Annotated in this window: 19 protein-coding genes and 1 pseudogene; 12 read left to right on the top strand and 8 right to left on the bottom strand. The window is 66.0% G+C overall.

Annotation, left to right across the window (positions count from 1 at the left end):
* Nucleotides 1-64 precede the first annotated feature (64 nt).
* The 7 genes from ASD68_RS00405 (at nucleotide 65) to ASD68_RS17445 (ending at nucleotide 9,369) form a co-directional block, all read left to right on the top strand.
* A complete protein-coding gene (locus ASD68_RS00405) occupies nucleotides 65-1,618 on the top strand; it encodes an oligopeptide:H+ symporter (protein ID WP_056602451.1) in 1,554 nt (517 codons plus the stop codon).
* 23 nt (nucleotides 1,619-1,641) lie between these two features.
* Nucleotides 1,642-2,916 (top strand): ATP-binding protein, encoded by a 1,275-nt coding sequence (locus ASD68_RS00400; protein WP_056602449.1) that lies wholly within the window; start codon nucleotides 1,642-1,644, stop codon nucleotides 2,914-2,916.
* Nucleotides 2,917-3,015: 99 nt separating this feature from the next.
* Complete coding sequence (locus tag ASD68_RS00395) at nucleotides 3,016-3,600, top strand: response regulator transcription factor (RefSeq protein WP_056080690.1); 585 nt, start codon at nucleotides 3,016-3,018, stop codon at nucleotides 3,598-3,600.
* 214 nt (nucleotides 3,601-3,814) lie between these two features.
* Nucleotides 3,815-6,058, top strand: a complete 2,244-nt coding sequence (locus tag ASD68_RS00390; protein WP_056602447.1) for a TonB-dependent receptor — start codon at nucleotides 3,815-3,817, stop codon at nucleotides 6,056-6,058.
* A 142-nt stretch (nucleotides 6,059-6,200) separates the two neighbouring features.
* A complete protein-coding gene (locus tag ASD68_RS00385) occupies nucleotides 6,201-7,367 on the top strand; it encodes a sialidase family protein (RefSeq protein WP_056602445.1) in 1,167 nt (388 codons plus the stop codon).
* Nucleotides 7,364-7,825: a hypothetical protein gene (locus ASD68_RS00380; protein ID WP_056602443.1), complete on the top strand. Its 462-nt coding sequence runs from the start codon at nucleotides 7,364-7,366 to the stop codon at nucleotides 7,823-7,825. Before ASD68_RS00385 ends, ASD68_RS00380 begins: the two co-directional genes overlap by 4 nt.
* 185 nt (nucleotides 7,826-8,010) lie before the next feature.
* Entirely contained in the window at nucleotides 8,011-9,369 is a 1,359-nt protein-coding gene (locus ASD68_RS17445; protein WP_056602441.1) for a 3-oxoacid CoA-transferase, read from the top strand.
* 24 nt (nucleotides 9,370-9,393) lie between these two features.
* Here the strand turns inward: ASD68_RS17445 and ASD68_RS00370 are convergent, their stop codons facing one another.
* The 3 genes from ASD68_RS00370 to ASD68_RS00360 all read right to left on the bottom strand — a co-directional run bounded on the left by ASD68_RS00370 (nucleotide 9,394) and on the right by ASD68_RS00360 (nucleotide 11,893).
* The gene (locus tag ASD68_RS00370) at nucleotides 9,394-10,389 is read right to left on the bottom strand and encodes a HAMP domain-containing sensor histidine kinase (RefSeq protein ID WP_056077436.1); all 996 of its coding nucleotides are present in this window, start codon (nucleotides 10,387-10,389) and stop codon (nucleotides 9,394-9,396) included.
* Between the two features lie 19 nt (nucleotides 10,390-10,408).
* A complete protein-coding gene (locus ASD68_RS00365; protein WP_007079979.1) occupies nucleotides 10,409-11,140 on the bottom strand; it encodes a response regulator transcription factor in 732 nt (243 codons plus the stop codon).
* Between the two features lie 99 nt (nucleotides 11,141-11,239).
* Nucleotides 11,240-11,893: an arylesterase gene (locus ASD68_RS00360; RefSeq protein ID WP_056602439.1), complete on the bottom strand. Its 654-nt coding sequence runs from the start codon at nucleotides 11,891-11,893 to the stop codon at nucleotides 11,240-11,242.
* Here ASD68_RS00360 and ASD68_RS00355 point away from each other — a divergent pair.
* From ASD68_RS00355 to ASD68_RS00340, 4 genes are all read left to right on the top strand, one after another.
* On the top strand, nucleotides 11,892-12,587 hold the full coding sequence (locus tag ASD68_RS00355) for an ATP-binding cassette domain-containing protein (protein WP_056602437.1): 696 nt from the start codon (nucleotides 11,892-11,894) through the stop codon (nucleotides 12,585-12,587). The genes ASD68_RS00360 and ASD68_RS00355 overlap by 2 nt on opposite strands.
* A complete protein-coding gene (locus tag ASD68_RS00350) occupies nucleotides 12,584-15,067 on the top strand; it encodes an FtsX-like permease family protein (protein ID WP_056602435.1) in 2,484 nt (827 codons plus the stop codon). Before ASD68_RS00355 ends, ASD68_RS00350 begins: the two co-directional genes overlap by 4 nt.
* Before the next feature lie 46 nt (nucleotides 15,068-15,113).
* Nucleotides 15,114-16,247 (top strand): SLC13 family permease, encoded by a 1,134-nt coding sequence (locus tag ASD68_RS00345; RefSeq protein WP_056602433.1) that lies wholly within the window; start codon nucleotides 15,114-15,116, stop codon nucleotides 16,245-16,247.
* A gap of 92 nt (nucleotides 16,248-16,339) precedes the next feature.
* Nucleotides 16,340-16,861: a hypothetical protein gene (locus ASD68_RS00340; protein WP_056602431.1), complete on the top strand. Its 522-nt coding sequence runs from the start codon at nucleotides 16,340-16,342 to the stop codon at nucleotides 16,859-16,861.
* A 57-nt stretch (nucleotides 16,862-16,918) separates the two neighbouring features.
* Here the strand turns inward: ASD68_RS00340 and ASD68_RS00335 are convergent.
* From ASD68_RS00335 to ASD68_RS00315, 5 genes and pseudogenes are all read right to left on the bottom strand, one after another.
* Nucleotides 16,919-17,326 (bottom strand): annotated as a pseudogene (locus ASD68_RS00335) (MazG nucleotide pyrophosphohydrolase domain-containing protein); the annotation flags it as partial.
* Nucleotides 17,327-17,348: 22 nt separating this feature from the next.
* Nucleotides 17,349-18,161: a 3'(2'),5'-bisphosphate nucleotidase CysQ gene (gene cysQ / locus ASD68_RS00330; protein ID WP_056602429.1), complete on the bottom strand. Its 813-nt coding sequence runs from the start codon at nucleotides 18,159-18,161 to the stop codon at nucleotides 17,349-17,351.
* The gene (nudE, locus tag ASD68_RS00325) at nucleotides 18,158-18,712 is read right to left on the bottom strand and encodes an ADP compounds hydrolase NudE (protein WP_056077415.1); all 555 of its coding nucleotides are present in this window, start codon (nucleotides 18,710-18,712) and stop codon (nucleotides 18,158-18,160) included. Before nudE ends, cysQ begins: the two co-directional genes overlap by 4 nt.
* A 62-nt stretch (nucleotides 18,713-18,774) precedes the next feature.
* Nucleotides 18,775-19,551, bottom strand: coding sequence for an inositol monophosphatase family protein (locus tag ASD68_RS00320; RefSeq protein WP_056602428.1), 777 nt, complete (start codon nucleotides 19,549-19,551; stop codon nucleotides 18,775-18,777).
* 27 nt (nucleotides 19,552-19,578) lie between these two features.
* Nucleotides 19,579-20,340 carry a type II secretion system protein N gene (locus ASD68_RS00315; protein WP_056602426.1) on the bottom strand — a complete coding sequence of 254 codons (762 nt, stop codon included), beginning with the start codon at nucleotides 20,338-20,340 and terminating at the stop codon, nucleotides 19,579-19,581.
* 63 nt (nucleotides 20,341-20,403) lie between these two features.
* Between ASD68_RS00315 and ASD68_RS00310 the strand changes: the two genes are divergently transcribed.
* Complete coding sequence (locus ASD68_RS00310) at nucleotides 20,404-21,768, top strand: adenosylmethionine--8-amino-7-oxononanoate transaminase (protein WP_056602424.1); 1,365 nt, start codon at nucleotides 20,404-20,406, stop codon at nucleotides 21,766-21,768.
* Nucleotides 21,769-21,786 lie beyond the last annotated feature (18 nt).

Here is a 21,786-nt window from a genome sequence, read left to right as displayed (position 1 = left end):
AGTACGGCCGCGCATGTACCTGTGCCTGCCGCACTGTTGTTTTGAATCGTGTACGGAATCGTCAATGGCAACCCAGAACCCCCCGGTTTCACAAACCCGCTCGTTCAGCACCGTCTTCCTGATCGAGATGTGGGAGCGCTTCGGCTTCTACGGCATGCAGGTGCTGATGGTCACCTACATGGTGAAGCGGCTGGGCTTCGTCGACAGCAAGGCGAACCTGGTGTGGGGCGCGGCGGCGGCGTTGATCTACGCCACACCGGCGATCGGCGGCTGGGTCGGCGACAAGCTGATCGGCACCCGCCGCACCATGTTGCTGGGCGCGGTGGTGCTGGCGTTTGGCTACGCGATGTTGTGGATTCCCTCGAGCCACCCGTATCTGCTGTATTGCTCGCTGGGCGTGATCATCGTGGGCAACGGCTTCTTCAAGCCCAACGCCGGCAATCTGGTGCGCAAGATCTACGAGGGCGACGACACCAAGATCGACAGCGCATTCACCATCTACTACATGGCGGTGAACATCGGCTCGACCATCTCGATGCTGCTGACGCCGTGGATCCGTGACTACGTGGGCGCCAAATACGGCGACGCCTGGGGCTGGCATACCGCGTTCGGCGTGTGCGCGATCGGCCTGCTGCTGGGGCTGATCAATTACTCGCTGATGCATCGCACGCTGGCGCACGTGGGCGCGCCCGCGGATGGCGAGCCGGTGAACTTCAAACGCCTGGGCGGCGTGCTGGCCGCCGGCGCGGTGATGGTGTTCATTGCCGCCTTCATCCTGCAAAGCGAGACGGTGGCGCGCGTGTGCGTGTATGCGGCCGGCGTGGCGATCCTGGGCATCTTCATCCACCTGATCCGCAGTAGCCAGCAGCACGAACGTGCCGGTCTCGTCGCCGCGCTGGTGTTGACCGTGCAGACGATCTTCTTCTTCATCTTCTACCAGCAGATGTCCACCTCGCTGAACCTGTTTGCGCAGAAGAACGTCGACCTGTCTTTCGACGTGTTTGGCCTGCACCTGTTCAACTGGATTCCCGAGCAGTTCCAGTCGCTCAACGCGATCTGGATCGTGCTGCTGAGCCCGGTACTGGTGCTGATCTACAACGCGATGGGCAAGGTGGGCAAGAATCCCGCCGTGGCGGTGAAGTTCGCCTGGGGTTTCGCGGCGGTGGCCGCCGGCTTTTTCATGTATGGCGTGGGCGCGAAGTTCGCCGTCAACGGCCAGATCTCGTCGTGGTTCATGGTGGGTGGCTACGGGCTGTATTCGCTGGGCGAACTGCTGGTCAGCGGCCTGGGCCTGGCGATGATCGCCCGCTATGTGCCGGCGCGCATGGGCGGTTTCATGATGGGCGCGTATTACGTCGCCTCGGGCATCGCACAATATCTGGGCAGCGTGGTGGCGAACTTTGCCAGCATCCCGCAGCATGTGGTCGATCCGATGGTGTCGCTGCCGATCTATACCAAACTGTTCAACCAGCTCGGCGTGGCGGGCGTGATCTGCACCTTGATCGCCTTGGCGATGCTGCCGTTGATGAAGAAATTGTCCGCCAGCCATTCCGAGGCGGCCAACAACAACGATCCGCTGCCTCCGGTTCACAGCGAAACGATTCCGCCCTCCCCCTGACCCATCAGCGAGCGCGCCGACCCATGCATCGACTGACCCAACGCGTCGGACCGTTCGCCCTCACCCGCACGCTGGCGTGGCTGCGCCTGTGCGCCATCGCGGGGCAATGCGTGGCGGTGCTGGTATGCGCGTGGTGGATGCAGTTGCCGATCCCGCTGTTGCCGTTGCTGATCGGCATCGGGCTGCTGGCGGTGTTTGCGGTTTTCGCCGCTTGGCGGTTGCGTCAGCCATGGCCGGTGCGCCAGGCGGAAACCATCGGCCACATCGCCTTCGACACACTGATACTGGGCTACCTGCTGTATTTCACCGGCGGTGCCAGCAACCCGTTCATCACCTTGTTGCTGGTGCCGATCGCGCTGTCCGCCGCCGCGTTGTCCGCGCGGGCGATCGCAATGGTCTCCACGCTCGCCGGTATCGCCTACCTGGTGCTGCTGTACTGGCACGTGCCGCTGCCGACGGCGATGCACGAAAACGCCAGCGGCCGGTTTTCGCTGCACGTGGCGGGCATGGGCGTGAACTTCGTGATCAGCGCGCTGCTGCTGGGCTTCTTCATCAACCGGCTGGCGAACGTGCTGCGCCTGCAGCAGCAGGAAGTGCAGCGGGTGCGCGAGCGTGCCTTGCGCGACGAAGGCATCCTGGCCATTGCCACCCAGGCGGCTGGCGCCGCGCACGAGTTGAACACGCCGTTGTCGACCATGCGCACGCTGCTGCCGGAATTGCGCCGCGAACACGCCGCCGACACCCCGCTCACCGACGACCTGGCGCTGCTGGAAGGCCAGGTGGATCGCTGCCGCACGATCCTGCGCGAGATGGTGGCGTTCGGCCAGGCGCAGCTGTCGCAGGAACCCGAGCGGCTGAGCGTGGCGAAATTCATCCACGGCTGCCTGGAGCGCTTCCAGTTGCTGCGGCCCGAGGCGGAGCTCGCCGTACAACTGAACCCCGCCACCGCCGCCATCGTGCTGCGCACGCCGCCGGGCCTGCGCCACGCCTTGCTGAACCTGCTCAACAACGCCGCCGACGCGTCCGCGGTGCACGAATCGCACAAGGTGGAGCTGGACGTGCACCACGAAAACCAGTGGTTGCAACTGAGCGTGCGCGACCACGGCCCCGGGTTCGTGGCAGCCGGCCAGCAGATGGCGCTGGGCATCTCGCAGAAACAGACCGGCCTGGGCATCGGCCTGGCGCTGGCCGAAGCCACCGCCGAGCGGCTCAACGGCGAACTCATCGCGCGCAACAGCGGGAATGGCGCCGAGGTGTGCCTGCGCCTGCCGCTGGCGGTGATCGCTGAAACGCCGTGATCCGCTGACCCACGCCATCGCGTCGCGCATCATTCGGCACCGGCAACCCCTTCCCGCGCCACACTTGCGGCAAAATGGCGGAACTGAATGGAGAACATGATGACCGAATCACCGAGCCCGCTGTCCGGCCGTCCGTTGTTGCTGGTCGACGATGACACCACCTTCGTCCGCGTGCTGGCGCGTGCGCTGGGATCGCGTGGCTTCGAGGTCATCACCGCCACCAGCTTCGACGAGGCCCGCGCGCTGGCGCGTCGGCATCATCCACGCTATTGCGTGCTCGACCTGAAGCTGGGCGAGGACAACGGCCTGCGCCTGATCCCCGAACTGCACACGCTGGTGCCGGACATCCGAGTATTGCTGCTGACCGGTTACGCCTCGATCGCCACCGCGGTGGAGGCGATCAAGCGTGGTGCCCACGATTACCTGGCCAAGCCGGTGGACGCCGACGCGGTCGTACGCGCCCTGCTCGACGGCGACAACGAAAGCGACGACAGCGATTTGCCCGATACGCCCGAACAACCGCTGGCACTGCGCCGGCTGGAGTGGGAACACATCCAGCGCGTGCTGACCGAATGCGACGGCAACATCTCCGAAACCGCCCGCCGGCTCGGCATGCACCGCCGCACCTTGCAGCGCAAACTGAGCAAGCACCCCGTGCGCGAACGCCCCGACCGCGACGACTGATTGTGGGAGCGACTTCAGTCGCGATGCTCCTGCTCTGGAGCTCCAAGGCTAGAGCATCGCGGCTGAAGCCGCTCCTACAAAAACCTCCGGCGGGCACTTTTCGTCATGCCCGCGCATCCCATCAACGTCCGCACCCCACTGCGACAACGCGCCATCTTTTGCGCGCGCGCCATCGGACTATCCTGAAACCCTAGACCCCCATCCAGAGTCCCGCTTGAACGCCATCCCGCTCGGTCTGTGCGCAGCCGCACTCGCGATCTCCACCAGCCCGGTGATGGCCAGCGACACCGTCACCGCAGCCACCACGCTGACACCGGTCTCGGTACACGCCAGCGACACCCAGGTGATGAGCGCCGAAAGCGTGCAGGTGCGGGTCGACCGGGCCCAACTGCAGCGGCAGAACGTCAGCGACAGCGCCGACGCACTGAAATACGCGCCGAACATGATCGTGCGCAAACGCTATATCGGCGACCCCAACGCCGTCATCAGCGGTCGCAACACCGGCACCCTTCAAAGCGCGCGCAGCCTGCTCTACGCCGACGGCCTGCTGCTTTCCAACCTGATGACCAACGGCTGGGATGGCGCGCCGCGCTGGGGCATGGTGGCACCGCAGGAGATCGGCGCGGTCGACATCCTGTACGGCCCTTACTCCGCGCTGTACCCCGGCAACTCGCTGGGCACCACGGTACTGATCCACACCATCCTGCCGAACCGCCTGATGGCCAGCGCCAGTTCGCAATTCTTCAGCCAGGATTACCGCGACGCATACGGCGCCGGCGGTCACTACAACGGCCACCAGCTTTCCGCCACGCTGGGCAACCGGCAAGGCCGCTGGAGCTGGCTGGTATCGGTGAACCGGCTCGACAACCACGGCCAACCCATGCAGTACGCCACCGCCCGCGCCGGTGGCGATGCCGCCGTCGCAGTGCCGGTGACAGGCGCCACGAACGACCGCAATCCCAACGGTTCGCCGCGACTGGTCTATGGCGCCAACACCATCGAGCACACGGTGCAGACGCAGGCCAAGCTGAAGCTGGGCGTGAAACTTGCCGAGCACGTCGATGCCCTGTTCACCCTCGGCTGGTGGCACAACCGCGCCGACGAGCGCACGCGCAGCCTGATCCGCAATGCGGCCGGCGAACTTGTGGACGAAGGCGTCATCAGCGCCAACGGGAAAACCTGGACCTTGCCATCCAGCGGTCTGGCACCGTCCTCCGCCAACGACTCCCACGCGCTCTACGGCATCGAACTCAATGGCAAGTTCGACAACGACTGGCGCTGGACGGCCGTCGCCAGCCACTACGACTTCCTGCGCTCGCAAAGCCGCAATGCGCTGAACCCAAGCGGCGCCGCCGGCACCGTGGCGGACAAGGGCGGCTCGGGCTGGGACACCTTCGACCTGCGCAGCTCCGGACCGGTCGGCGACAGCCACATGCTCTACGCCGGCGTGCATGGCGATCGCTACCTGCTGGATTCACGCGTGCGCAACAGCAGCCAGTGGTGGACGGGTGCAGCCGACGGCCCGCAGGTCAGCCACTTCGCTGGCCGCACCCAGACGCGCGCGGCCTACCTGCAGGATGTGTGGGCGTTTGCGCCAGCCTGGGCACTCACCGTGGGTGGGCGGCTGGAACAATGGCGCGCCTATGGCGGCGTGCTGGGCAATGCCGACGGCAGCCTGCATTACGCCAACCGCCAGCGCACCGACTTCTCACCCAAGGCCTCGCTGGCCTGGGATTTCGCCAGCGACTGGCAGTTGCGGCTGGCCTACGGCAAGGCGGTGCGCTACCCCACCGTATCGGAGCTGTTCCAGGGCTCGATCTCGGCCAATGCCATCGTCAACAACAACCCGGCGCTGCGCCCCGAGCGCGACCAATCCGCCGACCTCACCCTCACCCACCAACTGGACAAGGGCCACTGGCGCGTGTCGCTGTACCAGGATCGCATCGCCGATTCGCTGTATTCGCAAACCGACATCACCGTGACGCCCACTGTCACCAGCGTGCAGAACATCGACCTCGTACGCTCACGCGGCATCGAAGGCGAGCTGGTGCTGACGGACGTCTGGACGTCCGGACTCGACATCTCCGCCAGCCTCGCACTCAATGATGCCAAGACCTTGCGCGACCGCCAGTTCCCGCGGGCCGAGGACAACCACTTCCCGCGCATCCCCAGGCTGCGCGCCAACCTGTTCGCCGATTACCGCTTCGCGCCCGGCTGGGATGCCTCGCTGGGTGTGCGCCGCTCCGGCCGCCAGTACGGCACGCTGGACAACAGCGATTTCGTCGACACCTACGGCGCCGTCAGCGCGTTCACTGTCGCCGACGCCAAGTTGCGCTGGGCCTTCGCGCCGCACTGGACCGCTTCACTGGGCGTGGACAATCTCACCGATACTCATTACTGGGTTTACCACCCCTACGCTGGCCGAACCTGGTTCGGCGAGGTGCGCTGGGAGTTGTGAACACCGCTTCTGCTCCTCCCCCTGCAAGGCAGGGGGAGGTTGGGAGGGGGTAAGGCTTTTGCCTCACGATCAAGAGCGTTACCCCTCCCCAACCCTCCCCTGCTTGCAGGGGAGGGAGCAAAGCTCACCGCGAGGAAATCTGATGCGCCATTTGCTAGCCATCCTGCTGTGCCTGCTCTCGCCGTTGGCCCTCGCACACGACATGGGCCAGATGGCGAAAGCGCCGGAGCTGGGCGCCAGCGCCGCCTTCGACAGCCACGGCCGGTTGTGGGTGGTGGATGCAGTCGATGGCCACGTGCGACTGCGCCATTCCGACGATGACGGCCATAGCCTGAGCGCACCGATACTGGTGAACGCCCAGGTCGAACGCATCTACGCCGAAGGCGAGAACCGCCCCAAGCTGGCGTTCGGCCCGCATGACGAAATCTACGTGAGCTGGTCGCAGCCGCGCGCCAAGCCATGGACCGGCTTCGTGCGGTTTGCCCGCTCGCTGGATGGCGGCGCGCACTTCTCCACGCCCATCACCGTGCACCACGACCGCGCCGAAATCACCCACCGCTTCGACGCGCTGGCGGTCGACGGCAACGGCCGTATCGTGATCGCCTGGATCGACAAGCGCGACCTGCTGGCCGCGGAAGCCGCAAAAAAACCGTACCTTGGGGCGGCGGTGTATTACAGCTGGTCCGACGACGGCGGTGTCACCTTCGTTCCCGAACGCAAGCTGGTCGACCAGAGCTGCGAATGCTGCCGCATCGCCCTGGCAACAACGCCGCAAGGCGACGTCGCCGCCTTCTTCCGCAGCATCTACGGCGACAACATCCGCGACCACGCCTACGCCGTACTGACCACGCAAGGGCGAGCCGCAACGGCCACACGCGCCACCTTCAGCGACTGGCATATCGCCGGCTGCCCGCACCACGGCCCGGGCCTGGCCATCGGCGCCGACGGCACCCGCCATGCGGTGTGGTACGAGGCAAAAACCCAGCCCACGATCTGGTATGGCCAGCTCGACCCCGGCCACGCGCCACACCATCGATTGGTCATCGCCACCGCCGGCGCCAGCCATGCCGATGTGGCGGTGCACGGCCACGATGTCTGGGTGGTGTGGAACCAGGTCAACGCCGCCGGCTACTCACTGATGCTGCGCCATTCCACCGATAACGGCACGCATTTCGGCCCCGCCCGCGACATCGCCCAAAGCACTGTCGCCGTTGGCTCGCCGCAACTGCTGCAGAAGAACGGGCACGTATTCGCGGCATGGAACACTGCCGATGGCTTCCGCCTGATCGCCACGGAGTCGACACCATGAAACGCCTGCTGGCCCTCTTGCTGCTGGTGATCCCCACCTTCGCCAGCGCTGCCTCGTTGCAACCGCTGGCGGGCACCGACGTGCCGGCACTGCTGCAACCACCCGCCCACGGCGAGCGCATCATCGCGCTCTGGTCATTGGATTGCGCCTATTGCGAATCCAACCTGGAAGCGCTGGCCACCTTGCAGCGTGCGCATCCGAAGTCGATCGAACTGATCACCGTCACCACCGACGACATCACCGCCCAGCGCCCGGTGATCGAAGCACGCCTGCGCAAGATGAAGATGGCCACCTACCCCGCCCGCGCCTACGCCGAAGCCAGCCCGGAACGCATCAATTTCCTGCTCGATCCGAACTGGGGTGGGGAGACTCCTCGTGTCCTGGTGATCCGCGCCGACGGCAGCCGCACCGGCATCAGTGGCGCGCTGACGCCTGCGCAGTTGCAAAAGATTCGGTAAGTCGCACTACGGACGGCTTCAGCCGCAATGCTCTCGATGTTTGTGGGAGCGACTTCAGTCGCGATACTTTTGGGTTTGGTATGGCTTCAGAGCAAAAGCATCGCGGCTGAAGCCGCTCCCACAAAGCTCGCCGAACCATTCCGTCGTATTCTTGCGAGACGACTCTTCCTGCAGGAATACGTGCAATGGACAAGGTTTATCCCAGCGCCACGCAAGCCCTCGACGGCCTGCTGTTCGATGGCATGACGATCGCGGCCGGTGGCTTTGGCTTGTGTGGCATCCCCGAAAACCTGATCGGCGCCTTGCTGGAGGCCGGCACCAAGGACCTGACCATCGTCGGCAACAATGCCGGTGTGGATGATTTCGGCATGGGCCCGTTGCTGAAGACCCATCAGGTGAAGCGCGTATACGCCTCCTACGTGGGCGAGAACAAGGAATTCGAGCGGCAGACGCTGGCCGGCGAGCTGGAGCTGCACCTCACCCCGCAGGGCACGCTGGCCGAGAAACTGCGCGCCGGCGGCGCCGGCATCCCCGGTTTCTACACGCGCACTGCATTCGGCACCAAGCTGGCGGAGGGCAAGGAGACGAAGGTGTTCGGCGGCAAGGAATACGTGCTGGAGGAGGCCATCCATGCTGACCTGTCGATCGTGAAGGCGTGGAAGGGCGACGCCCACGGCAACCTGGTGTTCCGCGAGACCGCGCGCAACTTCAACCCGATGATCGCCACCTGCGGCAAGGCCTGCGTGGCCGAGGTGGAGCATCTGGTGCCGGTGGGTGAGCTGGACCCGAACAACATCCACGTGCCGGGCATCTACGTCGACCGCATTGTGCAGGGCGAGAAATACGAGAAGCGGATCGAGTTCCGCACCATTGCGGGCGTCGTCGCCGGCAAGGAAAACCCCACCCGCGTGGCGATGGCCAAGCGCGCGGCGCAGGAGCTGCGCGACGGCTTCTACGTGAACCTCGGCATCGGCATTCCCACGATGGTGGCCAACCATATCCCGGAAGGCGTCAGCGTCACGCTGCAATCGGAGAACGGCCTGCTCGGCATCGGCCCGTTCCCCACCGAGGACCAGCTCGACCCGGACCTGATCAACGCCGGCAAGCAGACCATCACCACCCTGCCTGGCTCCAGTTTCTTCTCCAGTGCCGATTCCTTCGCGATGATCCGCGGCGGCCATATCGACCTGTCGATCCTGGGCGGGCTGGAAGTTTCCGCGCACGGCGATCTGGCCAACTGGATGGTGCCGGGCAAGATGGTGAAGGGCCCCGGCGGCGCGATGGATCTGGTCAGTGGCGTGAAGCGCGTGGTGGTGCTGATGGAGCACTGCGCGAAGGACGGCAGCCCCAAGATCAAGGATCAATGCGACCTGCCACTCACCGGCAAGCAGGTGGTGGATCTGATCATCACCGACCTGTGCGTGTTCGAGGTGGCCAAGGGCAACGGGCTGACGCTGATCGAGCTCAACGGCGGCGTCACGCTGGAAGACGTGAAGGCGAAGACGGGCTGCGCGTTTACTGTTTCGCCATCGCTCCAGCGCTGAGGGGACGCGACGTCTGCTGTCGGGCTAGCCCGGCAGCGGATGCGGGAAGCGGATGCGGGCGATGTTCTCGTGACCCGGATGGGTCTGCAGCTCCAGCGGCCAGTCGAAGCGGTCGCTGATGCGCTGGGCGATGGCCAGCTCGAAGCCATGGCGGTCGGCGCCGTGCATCCGCTTGGGGTGGGTGTCATCCACCAGCTGCACCGACTCGTGGTTGCTGACACTGACCACGCCGGGCGTCACGGTGATCATGACGCGACCCTGTTCGGTCTGCTGGCAGGCGTTGCGGATCAACTGCCAGCACAGGACCGAGAACGCTCGTGAGGAGCCTTCCAGCGCGAACCGTGCGGGTTCTTCCAGTTCCAGTTCGATCGGTCGGCCAATCAGCAGTTCGCGGGCCGATTGCAGCTCCTGCTGCAACACGTCGTTGACCACGAAGCGTTCGTTGTCGATGACGGTATCGGACTCGCGCGCCAGGATCAGCAGGGCCTCGACCAGCACTTCCATCTCGCGCGTGGCGCGGCGAATGCGGCTCACCGAGCGCTTGCCGAAATCAGTCATGCCATCCTCGTCGGCAAGCATGTCCACCGACATCTTGATCACGGTGAGCGGGCTGCGCAATTCGTGGCTGGCGTCGCGGGTGAAGTTGCGCTCGCGCTGGTTGTAGCCGGCGATGCGGGTGGCGAACCCGTGCAGCCCGCGCGCCAACGACGCCACGTCGGCGTCGGTATGCGTGGACAGCTTGTGCAGTTGCAGCGCATTCGGGTCCGGCTGCTTCCCGTCCCAACCGGCCACCAGTCGGGCCAGCGCCCGTACCGGCCGCCATTCGCGGCGGGTGGCGAACCAGCCCAGCACGGTGGTGATGACGATGACGGTGACGACGGCGAGCGTCGGCGCCACGTCGTAGATGCCCATGATGCAGATGATCACGACGGCCACGAATTGCAGGCCGAACACCCAGGCGATGCGCCGGCGGAAGGCGCCCACCCGGTAGGTGGGCGTCGTTTTCACCCTTTCGTCCATTGACTTCGCCGTGTCGGTATCAAGCCGTCTGGGCGGACAGCGCCACCTCCGAATCGAGATCCGCGAGGCGGTAGCCGGCCGAATGAATGGTATGTAACAGGGGCCGTGGGAAGGGCTTGTCAATGACGCGACGCAAATTGTACAGGTGCGAACGCAAGGTGTCGGAGTCGGGCAAGGTGTCGCCCCAGATCTCACGCTCGATATCGCGGCGACTGACCACGCGGGGTGATTCGCGCATCAGGATCGCCAGCAGCTTCAGCCCGATCGGCGACACCACCAGTTCCTGCCCATCGCGGGTCAGACGCAGCGTGGCGGTATCCAGGGTCATGTCGCCCACGGTGAGCACCTCGGTGGATACCTGGCGACGATCGCGGCGGATCAGGGCACGCAGGCGCGCTTCCAGCTCGCGCACCTCGAACGGCTTCACCAGGTAATCATCGGCGCCCGCTTCCAGGCCGACCAGCTTGTCGTCCAATGTGTCGCGCGCGGTGAGCATCAGCACCGGCGTCGATTTCTGTGCCTCCTTGCGCAGCTTGCGACAGACCTCCAGCCCATCCAGCCCCGGCAGCATCAGATCGAGCACGATCACGTCATAGCTGTTGGACACCGCCAGGTGCAGGCCGCTGACGCCATCGGCCGCGTAATCCACGGAGTAACCACGGCGTTCAAGGAATTCGCCCACCATCTCGGCGATCTGGCGATTGTCTTCGACCAACAGGATCAACCCGGCTTGCTCGTCGTGTACGGTCATATAGTCGTCCTCGCGCGTTAGTGGTTTCACAAATGTGAAGATCTAAACGGTTGCCGGGTGAGGGATGCGTGAAATGGCGGTGGACGGCTCGGGCGCCGTTCAGGAACGAGGGGAATGCGGTGGTTCCAGCAAGGGGCGCAGCCCTTCCCACACGGTTTCCAGCACGGTCGGTTCCGCCGCCGCGACGGGGTGCAGGCCATCGTTTTGCATCAAGGCGGGGTCCATCGCGACGCCTTTCAGCAGGAACGGCACCAACGCCAGTTTCCGTTTCGCTGCCAGATCCGCGTAGACCGCGCGCAAGCCGTCACGGTAGCGGGACCCGTAATTCACCGGCAATTCGATGCCCACCAGCAAGACCCGGGCATGGCTTTTTTGCGCCACGACGATCATCGCGTCGAGGTTGTCGCGCAGTGCAGTCAACGGCAAACCGCGCAGCCCATCGTTGGCGCCCAGCTCGATCACCAGCACGTGCGGACGGTATTTCTGCAGCAGCGCCGGCAGGCGGTTGCGGCCGCTGAGCGAGGTTTCGCCGCTGATGCTGGCATTGACCGCGCGCCATTCCGGCACCATCTTGCCCAGACGCGTGTCCAGCAAGTGCACCCAACCGGCTTCGACCGGAATGTTGTGCGCGGCGGAGAGCGAGTCACCCAGCACCAATACCGTTTTCGGCGTGGCGGCCTGCGCGCTGCCGACACCGATGCAACAAAGCAGCACCCATACGCTCCATATCCTCCAACCAGGGCTTCGATGCATGAGTGATTCTTCCCATCCGCTTGTCGTGGCCTGCGATGTTAGCAAGTCGGTCGTTGGCCCCGAGGGCGCACTGGACATCCTGCGCGGGGTGAACCTGCAGATCCTTCCCGGCGAAAGCTTCGCCATCGTGGGCGCGTCGGGTTCGGGCAAAACCACCCTGCTCGGCCTGCTGGCCGGGCTGGATACGTCCAGCAGCGGCAGCATCCATCTGGACGGCCATGCGCTGGAATCGCTGGATGAGGAAGCGCGCGCCGATCTGCGCCGACGACTGGTGGGGTTCGTGTTCCAGTCGTTCCACCTGCTGCCGGCGCTCACCGCCGAGGAAAACGTGATGCTGCCGCTGGAACTGGAGGGCGCCAGCGATGCCCGATCGCGCGCGCGCCAGGCGCTGGACGCGGTGGGGCTGACGTCGCGGCGGCGGCACTACCCGGCACAGCTTTCCGGTGGCGAGCAACAGCGCGTGGCGATCGCCCGCGCCTTCGTGCACGGCCCGCGCGTACTGTTTGCCGACGAGCCCACCGGCAACCTCGACCAGCGCACCGGCCACCACATCTGCGACCTGCTGTTTGCGCTGAACCGCGATCACCACACCACCCTCGTGCTGGTGACCCACGACGCCGAACTGGCAGCGCGCTGTGACCGCCGGATCGAGCTTGAAGAAGGCCGCGTCGTGGCCGCAGGCGTCCACTCATGAGGATGCTGTGGCTGGCCTTGCGCAGCTTGCGACGGGAATGGCATTTGCCGGAATTGCGCACGCTGGCCGCGTCGCTGGTGCTGGCGGTGGTGGCGCTGGGCGTGGTGGCCACGCTGGCCGCACGGATCGAGCGCGGCATGCTGGCTGGCGCGGCCGAACTGATCGGTGGCGACATCGGGCTGTCCTCACCGCAGGCGTTGCCCCACAGCTATGCCGACGCGGCGCGCCAGCGCGGCCTGCAGGTCGCACACAGCGCCAGTTTCCCCAGCGTGGCGTTTGCCGGTGAGCAGACCCAACTGCTCGACGTGTTGGCAGCCGGCCCGCGATACCCGCTCCGCGGCACGCTGCAACTCGGCGATGCGGCGGGCCGCAGTCATGTAGGCCAGGCGCCTGCCCCGGGCCAGGTCTATCTCGATCATCGCGCTCTGGTGGCGCTCAACCTGAAAGTGGGGCAGCCGCTGCAACTGGGCGGACGCGAGTTGACCATCGCCGCGGAACTCCAGCGCCAACCCGATGGCGGCCAGCTGCTGGCGCTGGCGCCGCGTGCGCTGATGAATCTGGCCGATGCGCGCCAGGCCGGCCTGCTCGATCCCGGCAGCCGCGCCCGCCATCAACTGCTGCTGGCAGGTGAACCGGGCGCGGTGGACGCGTGGCGTCGGCAGGTGCAGGCCTCCGCGCTGCCGCAAGGCGCCCAACTGATCACGCCCGAGCAGACGCAGGAGCGCATGCGCACCTCGTTCGATCGCGCCGGCGCCTTCCTGCGCCTCACTGCCTTGCTGTCGGCGCTGCTGGCCGGCATCGCCATCGCGCTGTCGGCGCAACGCTATGCGCGGCGCAAGACCGCCGAAGTTGCCCTACTGCGCGCCCTGGGCACGCCGCGCCGGCAGGTGATGGGTTTGCTGCTGGGCACCCTGGGTGCGCTGGCCATTCCGGCCACCGTGCTTGGGGCCGTGCTGGCTCTTGGTTTGTCGCAATTGGCGTGGCTGTTCGCCAGCACGCTGTTCGGTTCGGTGCCCACCTCATTGCCGCTGGCGCCGTCGTTCGCGGCAGCCGCCATGGGCCTGGCGGTGCTGGCCGGTTTTGCTCTGCCACCGCTGGCACGTCTGGCCGAGGTGCCGCCGGTGGCCGTGTTTCGCCAGAGCGCCACGCGGAAAACGCGACGCTTCGATGCGCTGTACCTGATACCCGTGGTGGTAGCGCTGGGCCTGATCTGGGCGCAGAGCCAGTCGCTGACGCTGGCCGGCATCCTCGCCGCCAGCCTGCTCGGCGTGGCCGTGGTTGCCGCGCTGCTGGCGGCGTTGATGCTGTGGCTGGCGCGGCGCGTGGCGCCGGGCGCGCATCCCGGCCTGCGGCTGGGGCTGGCGGCACTGGCGCGGCGACGCACGCTGAGCCTGATCCAGGCCACCGCGCTCAGCCTCGGCATGTGCGCGCTGCTGTTGCTGGCGATCGTGGCGCCGTCTTTGTTGCAGGGCTGGCGCCAGGAGCTGCCTGCCGACACACCGAACTGGTTCGCCATGAACCTGCAAGACAATCAGCGCGAGGGTTTTGCCCAGGCGCTGGAGAAGATCGGCGGCGAGAAACTCAACATGATGCCGCTGGCCGTGGGCAAGCTCACCGCGATCAATGGCCGGCCGATCGATCAGATGCACTTCGAGGACGAACGCGCCGACGACCGCGCGGATCGCCAGCTGCGGCTGTCATGGGCCGATGCCCTGCCGCCCAGCAACCAGGTGATCGCCGGACAGTGGCCGGGGCCGCATCCGGCGCAGGCCGAGGTGTCGGTCGACACCACGTGGCGCGACATGTTTGCGCTGAAGCTGGGCGATACGCTGCGCTTCGACATCGGCGAGGGCAGCATCGAAGCGACGATAACCAGCATCCGCAAGGTCGACTGGAGTTCGTTCCGGGTCAACTTCTTCCTGATGCTGGATCCGGCCCACGCCGGCGATCTGCCGCATACCTGGCTGGCCAGCTTCTACCTGCCACCCGGCCACGCCGACGGACTGGCGCAACTGTCGCGCGACTACGGCAACCTCAGCCTGATCGACGTGGATTCGTTGCTCGACCGGGTGCGCGAGATCGTCGACCGGGTGGGCAATGCGGTGCGCTGGATTCTCGGTTTCAGCCTGCTGGCCGGCGCCCTGGTGCTGGCCGCCGCACTCGCCGCCAGCGCGGCGGAGCGCCAGCACGAAGCCGCGCTGTTGCGCACGCTGGGTGCCCGCCGCGCGCAGTTGCGGGTGGCGGCAGCCTGCGAGTTCGCGCTGCTCGGGCTGATCGCCGGCCTCACCGCCGCGCTGGGCGCCGCCGGTGCGGGTTGGTGGCTGGGCCGCGCGGTGTTTCATATCGAGCACTTCACGCCGCCGCTGGCACCGCTGGCACTGGCCGCCATCGTCGCGGCCGTAGTCGTGATGGCGCTGGGGCTGGTTGGCACGCGCAAGGTCAGTCGCACGCCACCGATGCGCTTGTTGCGGGAGGGGTGAGGTTTCCTCCCGCCAATGACACACCCATCCACGGTCGCCGTTCGCCATGACGCCTGACGCTTCGCCACGACAATCGTGGCGCGCCTGGTTGCGCGACGAATGGCTGTTGCTGCTGTTCGCCGTTTTCGCTGGCGTCCTGGCACTGCTCGACCCTCGGCCTACCGCCGACTATCAGCGCTGGCTGCAGTGGCCCACGCTGACCGGGCTCGCGGGATTGCTGCTGGCGATCCAGGGCGTTCGCGACAGCGGTCTGGTGCAGCATGCCGCCGCAGCGGTGATGGCGCGGGCGCACTCGCTGCGCGGGCTTGGCCTGGGGTTGGTGGCCGCTACCGCCGTGTTGTCGATGGTGCTGACCAACGACGTGAGCCTGTTCCTGGTGGTGCCGCTGACGCTGGCGATCGGCACGATGTCGAACCTGCCCGTGCTGCGCATGGTGGTGCTGGAGGCGCTGGCGGTGAATGCGGGCTCCGCGCTGAGCCCGATCGGCAACCCGCAAAACCTGCTGCTGTGGCAGCACTCGGCGCTGGGCTTCGCGCAGTTCATCGCGGCGATGTTGCCGGCCGCCGCCGTGATGCTGGCGATGGTGGCATTGCTCACCGTGTTCTGGTTGCCACGCGGCCGGGTGGCGCTGACCACCGACCGACTCGACCGCACCCCGATTTCCGTCCGCCTCGGCGTGTGCTCCGCGCTGGCGCTGGTCGGCATGGTGGTGCTGATGGAGCACGGCCACGCGCCGCTGGGCGCCGCCATTCTGCTGCTGTTGTTTGTGCTGGGCGCGCGCGCAAGCCTGCGGCGGATGGACTGGTTGCTGCTGCTGACGTTCGCGGCCATTTTCCTGGGACTGGGGCATTTCGCCGAGTTGCCGTGGGTGCGCGGTGCCCTGCAAACCATGGATTTCAACCAGCCATTGACGGTTTACCTCGGCGCCATCGTGGCATCCCAGGCGATCAGCAACGTGCCGGCCACGGTCCTGTTGCTCGATCGCGCGCCGGATGCCGTGGCCTTGGCGGTGGCAGTCAACGTGGGCGGCTTCGGCCTGGTGACGGGCTCGCTGGCCAACCTGATTGCGCTGCGCCTGGCGCGACAGCCGCGCGGTCTGCGACTGCTGCATGCGGTGTCGATTCCGTTTCTGCTGGTGGCAGCGCCACTGGTGTATCTGGTGTGGCACTGGCTGGGCTAGTCGGTGGCGAAACTGAGCGGCGCTTGAATGCACCTGTCAACGCGCATGGCGACCGCACGTTTTTTCTCCCCACCTACCGACGGAGATCCACCATGCATCGCAAGACACTGCTCGCTTCCGCGCTGACCCTGCTGATGGCCGGTTCCGCGTCGTTCGCCATCGCGCAAAATGCCCCCGCCACGACGCCTCCCGCTGCGACGACGCAGGGCACCACCGGTCACGGGCATGGCGTCCAGGGCATGCGCGACCATGGCAAGTATCGCCACGGCATGCAGCGCCATGGCTTCAACAAGGATCGCGGCGGCGTGATCGGCGACCTGCGCCAATTGGAGCGTTTGTACATGGAGTCCGGGCGCAGCAAGGAGCTGACCGCGGTGTACAACGACGTGCTGGCCAGGTCGCAGAACCCGCGCGTGCGCAATTACGTCTATCACCACCTGGCCCGCTTGCAGGCGCGTCCCGCCAACGCGGATCAGGCGATCACTACCTTGCGCAAGGGGCTGGACGAGAGCCTCGCCAACGAGGCGAAGATGCAGGCGACGAAGGAAAAAATGCGCGCCGAGTGGCAGTCGCGTCGCGCCCAGGGTGTCACGGCTCCGGCAACCGCCAAGTAACCCAAGACGACACCTGTCGTGAAACGCAACGCGCGAAGGGCAACCTTCGCGCGTTTTTCATGATTGCCGTTCCGCCGATTTCGCGCGTTGCCACAGCCGCTCCTGCTCGGCCAGACTGCACTTCGCAAACTCGACGCCATCGTCGGCCGCGAGTTGTTCCATCTGCCGGAAGCGTCGCTCGAACTTGGCATTGGCGTGGCGCAACGCGCGCGGAAAATCCACACCGGCGTGGCGCGCCAGGTTCACCATCACGAACAGCACATCGCCAATCTCGTCTTCCAGTCGCGCCGGGTCGGCGCCAGCGATGAACTCGGCGCGCACTTCCTCGATCTCTTCGCGCAGCTTGTCCAGCACCGGTTGCGGATTGGTCCATTCGAAGCCGGTGGCGGCCGCACGCTGCTGCAGCCGCTCTGCGCGTTTCCACGCGGGCAAGCCGTGCGGTATGCCGGCCAGCGCACTCGGATCGGAGGCGCGCCGGGTCACCCCATCAATCCCGTGTGGCGGCTTGCAGGCGCGCTGACCAGTCGACCGAACCATCGCCGACCGCCAGGAATTCCGGATTCAGCAGTGATTCGCCGCGGTTGTAGCGGAACGGCGCACCGGCCAGATCAAGCACCGCACCACCCGCCTCCTCCAGTACGCATTGCGCGGCGGCGGTGTCCCACTCGCTGGTGAGTCCAAGCCGCAGATAGACGTCCGCAGCACCCCGCGCCATCAGGCAGAACTTCAGCGAAGAGCCCATCGGCAGGCGTTCGTAATCGTCGCCCACCAACTGGCTCAGCAAGGCGTGCTCGGGGCCACCGTGCGAACGGCTGCCGGCAGCGGTGGCCGGCTGTGCCAAGGAGCGGGCGTGGATCGGTTGCCACGGTCCGTCGGCCTTCTGCTGCAGCCAGGCACCGGCGCCCCGCGCGGCCACGTAGAGATCACCGGTGACCGGCGCCAGCACCGCGCCCAGCACGCTCTGGTGGTTGTCGATCAGGGCGATGTTGACGGTGAACTCGCCGTTGCGCTTGACGAACTCGCGCGTGCCATCGAGCGGATCGACCAGCCAGTAACGCGACCATTGCCGGCGCTGCGACCAATCCGCCGCACGGGCTTCTTCGGACACGATGGGAAGCGGCGGATCGAGCTCGGCCAGCGCCGTGGCAATCACCTGCTGGGCGGCCAGGTCGGCGGCGGTGAGCGGCGACGCATCGGCCTTGGTCTGCACCGCGAAATCGCCGCTGTAAATCGCCATGATGGCGTCGCCGGCAGCGCGCGTGATGGCACCGACTTTCTGCGCCAACGAAAGCGCGATCATGACCGCTTGAACCGGCCAGCCAGGTACTCGTGCGCCATGTAGAGCGCGGCGATCGAACGCCCCTCGGTGACGTCGTCGCGACCGAGCAGGGTGTGCAATTCAGACATTTTCCAGGGCACCACTTCAGGCGGCTCGGGCTCGTCGCCAGGCAGCCGCTCGGGGTAAAGATCCTGCGCCAGCACCACATGCGCCATGTGCGTCATGTACGAGGGGGACAACGACAGGTTGTGCAGTATTTTCAGCTTGCGCGCGCCGTAACCGACCTCTTCCTTCAGCTCGCGGTTGGCGCCCTGCTCGGCGGTCTCGTCCTGGTCGAGGCGGCCTTTCGGCAGACCCAGTTCGTAACGGCCCACGCCGCCGCCGTATTCGCGGATCAGCAGCACGGTGTCGTCGTCCAGCATCGGCACGATGATCACCGCGCCCAGGCCGCCCCCTTTCAGGCGCTCGTAGGTGCGCCGCACGCCGTTGGAAAATTCCAGGTCGACTTGTTCGACCTGAAAACGGCCGTGGGTGACATCGCGCGTGGCGTGGATGATCGGCAGTTTCGGCATCCGCCCATTCTAGAAGCCCGCACCGCAGAAATCGAACGCCGCGCGACGTCAGCCGACGCGATTCAGAGGCGCAGCCGCTGCAGCGCCTGTGCGTGGATGGCCGGCGTGCCCGCCAGCACGCTGCGCGTATCGAGCGTCAACGGGGCGCCGTCCAGTTCGGTGAACACACCGCCGGCCTCGCGCACGATCACCGCCAGCGCCGCGATATCCAGGATATTCACGTCCGACTCGATCACCAGATCCAGCCCGCCGCGCGCCAGCAGGTGGTAGTGGCAGAAATCACCGTAGCCGCGAATGCGGTTGCTGTCGCGGATCAACGCGCCCAGCGCATCCCAGCGCGCGTCGCTTGTCAGCGTCTTGACGTTGCCGGTGGAGACTGATGCCTGCGCCATCGCTGACGTGCCCGCCACCTGCACCCGCACGCCATCCATCCACGCGCCGCCGCCGGCACTGGCCCACATCACCTCACCATAGATCGGTGCGCTGGACACGCCGAGGATCAGCTCATTGCCTTCCATCAACGCGATCTGGGTCGAGAAGAACGGCGTGCGCCGCACGAAGCTCTTGGTGCCGTCCAGCGGATCGACCAGCCACATCAGGCCGCCGCGCTCGCCATCCAGGCCGTATTCCTCGCCGTAGATGGACGCCTGCGGCAACGCCGCCTGCAGGATCTTGCGGATCGCCTGCTCCGCCTCGCGGTCGGCGATGGTGACGGGGGTGGCATCTTCTTTCAGTTCCACCGCCACGCCCTGTTGCCAGTAGTGGCGAATGACCTCACCGGCGGCGACAGCAGCTTCCTTGGCGGCGGCAAGCGCCTGAGCGAGTGTTGCGGAATCCATGTTGTTTCCTGTTCGTGGAAAATCTATTCAGATGGCCAGGCCGCCACGGCGGTCGACATGTACGGTACTGTCGGCACCGACGGTGCCCCATCGATGCAGCAACTGGCGCAATGCGCGATCAGGACCATGCGGCTGCAATGTCGCCTGCAATCGCCAGCCGAGCAGATTGCCCTGCAGATGGCCGTGCCCGCGCAGCGGCCCGTCGCCGTAGCTGCGGAATTGTGCCTTGATCCACCCGTCGCGCGCCTGTGCCTGCAGCTGCCAGTCGCCCAACGCCACCTCGTCGTTAGCACCTTGGATCGTGGCATTGCGCCAATGTGCCGTGCCCTGCAAATCCATGGGCCAGCCGTTTTGCAGCAGCGCACGGTCGACTGACAATTGTACTTCGCCGCGCGGTGTGCCGATGCTGGTCAGCCAGCTTTGCCAAGGCGCGCCCAATGCCACACGTGCCCGTACGTTCCGCCAATCGTAGGTGTCCGATGAAATCCTGCGCACATTGCCACTGAAATCCAGCTGCGGCCCGGCGATGTCGATCTGCAGACGCACATCGCCCCACAGCGCGCGGCGCGACAGTTGCCATTGCACACGCCCCAGATCGTGGCCTTCGCGATCGCGCCACTGCCCTGCGTTGCCCTGCCACACCGAACCGGTAACCTGCTGCAATTGCATGCCATGCAACTGCGGCGCGATCAGCGCCACCGCCCAGCGCGCCGGGAAAAACCACAGCAGCACCGCCACGGCCAGCAGCACGACGCCGAAGCCAAGCAGGATTTTCCGCAGATACGTCAAGGCGCTTCCAGATGAAAAGCCGCAACACTTGAGTGATCACGGCGCAGGGCCGATGATAACCGGATGACTCACCCCGCAAGCGGCAACGCCGCGCTGGCCACGCGCGACCTGAAACATGTGTGGCACCCCTGCACCCAGATGCAAGACCACGAAAGCGTACCGCTGGTACCGATCGTGCGCGGCGAAGGTGCCTGGCTGATCGACGCCGAAGGCCGCCGATATCTCGATGGCATCAGCTCGTGGTGGACCAACATCTTTGGCCACGCCAATCCCCGCATCGCCGCCGCGCTGGCTGATCAGGCAAGCACGCTGGAGCACGTCATCTTCGCCGGCTTCACCCACGAACCGGCGATTGAGCTGGCCGAGAAGCTGGTCGCCATTACGCCGGCCGGGCTGGACAAGGTGTTCTTCGCGGACAACGGTTCCTCGGCGGTGGAAGTCGCGCTGAAGATGAGCTTCCACTATTGGCTCAACCAGGGCCACGGCGAGAAAACGCGTTTCATCGCGCTCAGCGGCAGCTACCACGGCGAAACACTGGGTGCGTTGTCGGTAAGCGATGTGGCGCTATATCGGAAGACTTATGCACCGTTGCTGCTGACACCATTCCTGACACCTTCGCCGGATACCTATGAAGGCGAACCAGGCGAAAGCCCGCAGCAGACGGCCGCCCGCCGCTTGCGCGAGTTGCGCACGCTGCTGGAAAACCACGCGCACGAAACCTGCGCGGTGATCGTCGAGCCGCTGGTGCAGTGTGCCGGCAGCATGCGCATGTATCACCCGGATTATCTGGTCGGCCTGCGCGCGCTGTGCGATGAGTTCTCGGTGCACTTCATCGCCGACGAGATCGCCGTGGGCTTTGGCCGCACCGGCAGCCTGTTCGCCTGCGAGCAGGCGGGCGTGTCCCCGGATTTCATGTGCCTGTCGAAGGGGCTCACCGCCGGCTTCCTGCCGCTCTCGGTGACACTCACCACCAACGACGTCTACGACGCGTTCTATGCCGAATACAACGCCGGCAAGGCGTTTTTGCATTCGCACAGCTACACCGGCAACCCGCTGGCCTGTCGCGTGGCGCTGGAAACCCTGGCGATCTTCCGCGACGAGCCCGTCCTTGATCGCAACCGGGTGCTGGCCGCCCATCTGGCACAACGACTGGCCCCGCTGCGCGACCATCCGCATGTGGCTGATGTGCGCCAGACTGGCATGATCGCCGCGGTGGAACTGGTGGCCGACAAAGCCACCCGTCGGCCGTTCGACAGCAAGGAGCGGCGCGGCATGCGCGTCTACCTGCATGGTTTGCAGCAGGGTGTGTTGCTGCGGCCGCTGGGCAACGTGGTGTATTTCATGCCCCCCTACGTCGTGACGGAACAGGAAATCGATTTGCTGGTCGATACCGCGATCGCCGGTATCGAACGTGCCGTGGCAGGCTGACTCTCTCGATCGCGGATC

The organism is Rhodanobacter sp. Root627 (genome assembly GCF_001427835.1).
In the GTDB taxonomy this organism is placed as follows: domain Bacteria; phylum Pseudomonadota; class Gammaproteobacteria; order Xanthomonadales; family Rhodanobacteraceae; genus Rhodanobacter; species Rhodanobacter ginsenosidimutans.
Note: the sequence above shows the minus strand (reverse complement) of the source record. Positions and strands in the feature narration are given on the sequence as shown.

Excerpts from the sequence above, each read along its gene's own strand:
- ASD68_RS00395 (WP_056080690.1), top strand. The coding sequence starts at position 3,016 with ATGACCGAATCACCGAGCCCGCTGTCCGGCCGTCCGTTGTTGCTGGTC.
- ASD68_RS00350 (WP_056602435.1), top strand. The coding sequence starts at position 12,584 with ATGAGGATGCTGTGGCTGGCCTTGCGCAGCTTGCGACGGGAATGGCAT.
- ASD68_RS00340 (WP_056602431.1), top strand. The coding sequence starts at position 16,340 with ATGCATCGCAAGACACTGCTCGCTTCCGCGCTGACCCTGCTGATGGCC.
- ASD68_RS00380 (WP_056602443.1), top strand. The coding sequence starts at position 7,364 with ATGAAACGCCTGCTGGCCCTCTTGCTGCTGGTGATCCCCACCTTCGCC.
- ASD68_RS00405 (WP_056602451.1), top strand. The coding sequence starts at position 65 with ATGGCAACCCAGAACCCCCCGGTTTCACAAACCCGCTCGTTCAGCACC.
- ASD68_RS00400 (WP_056602449.1), top strand. The coding sequence starts at position 1,642 with ATGCATCGACTGACCCAACGCGTCGGACCGTTCGCCCTCACCCGCACG.
- ASD68_RS00345 (WP_056602433.1), top strand. The coding sequence starts at position 15,114 with ATGACGCCTGACGCTTCGCCACGACAATCGTGGCGCGCCTGGTTGCGC.
- cysQ (WP_056602429.1), bottom strand. The coding sequence starts at position 18,161 with ATGATCGCGCTTTCGTTGGCGCAGAAAGTCGGTGCCATCACGCGCGCT.
- ASD68_RS00385 (WP_056602445.1), top strand. The coding sequence starts at position 6,201 with ATGCGCCATTTGCTAGCCATCCTGCTGTGCCTGCTCTCGCCGTTGGCC.
- ASD68_RS00370 (WP_056077436.1), bottom strand. The coding sequence starts at position 10,389 with ATGGACGAAAGGGTGAAAACGACGCCCACCTACCGGGTGGGCGCCTTC.
- ASD68_RS00310 (WP_056602424.1), top strand. The coding sequence starts at position 20,404 with ATGACTCACCCCGCAAGCGGCAACGCCGCGCTGGCCACGCGCGACCTG.
- ASD68_RS17445 (WP_056602441.1), top strand. The coding sequence starts at position 8,011 with ATGGACAAGGTTTATCCCAGCGCCACGCAAGCCCTCGACGGCCTGCTG.
- ASD68_RS00360 (WP_056602439.1), bottom strand. The coding sequence starts at position 11,893 with ATGCATCGAAGCCCTGGTTGGAGGATATGGAGCGTATGGGTGCTGCTT.
- ASD68_RS00320 (WP_056602428.1), bottom strand. The coding sequence starts at position 19,551 with ATGGATTCCGCAACACTCGCTCAGGCGCTTGCCGCCGCCAAGGAAGCT.
- ASD68_RS00365 (WP_007079979.1), bottom strand. The coding sequence starts at position 11,140 with ATGACCGTACACGACGAGCAAGCCGGGTTGATCCTGTTGGTCGAAGAC.
- nudE (WP_056077415.1), bottom strand. The coding sequence starts at position 18,712 with ATGCCGAAACTGCCGATCATCCACGCCACGCGCGATGTCACCCACGGC.
- ASD68_RS00355 (WP_056602437.1), top strand. The coding sequence starts at position 11,892 with ATGAGTGATTCTTCCCATCCGCTTGTCGTGGCCTGCGATGTTAGCAAG.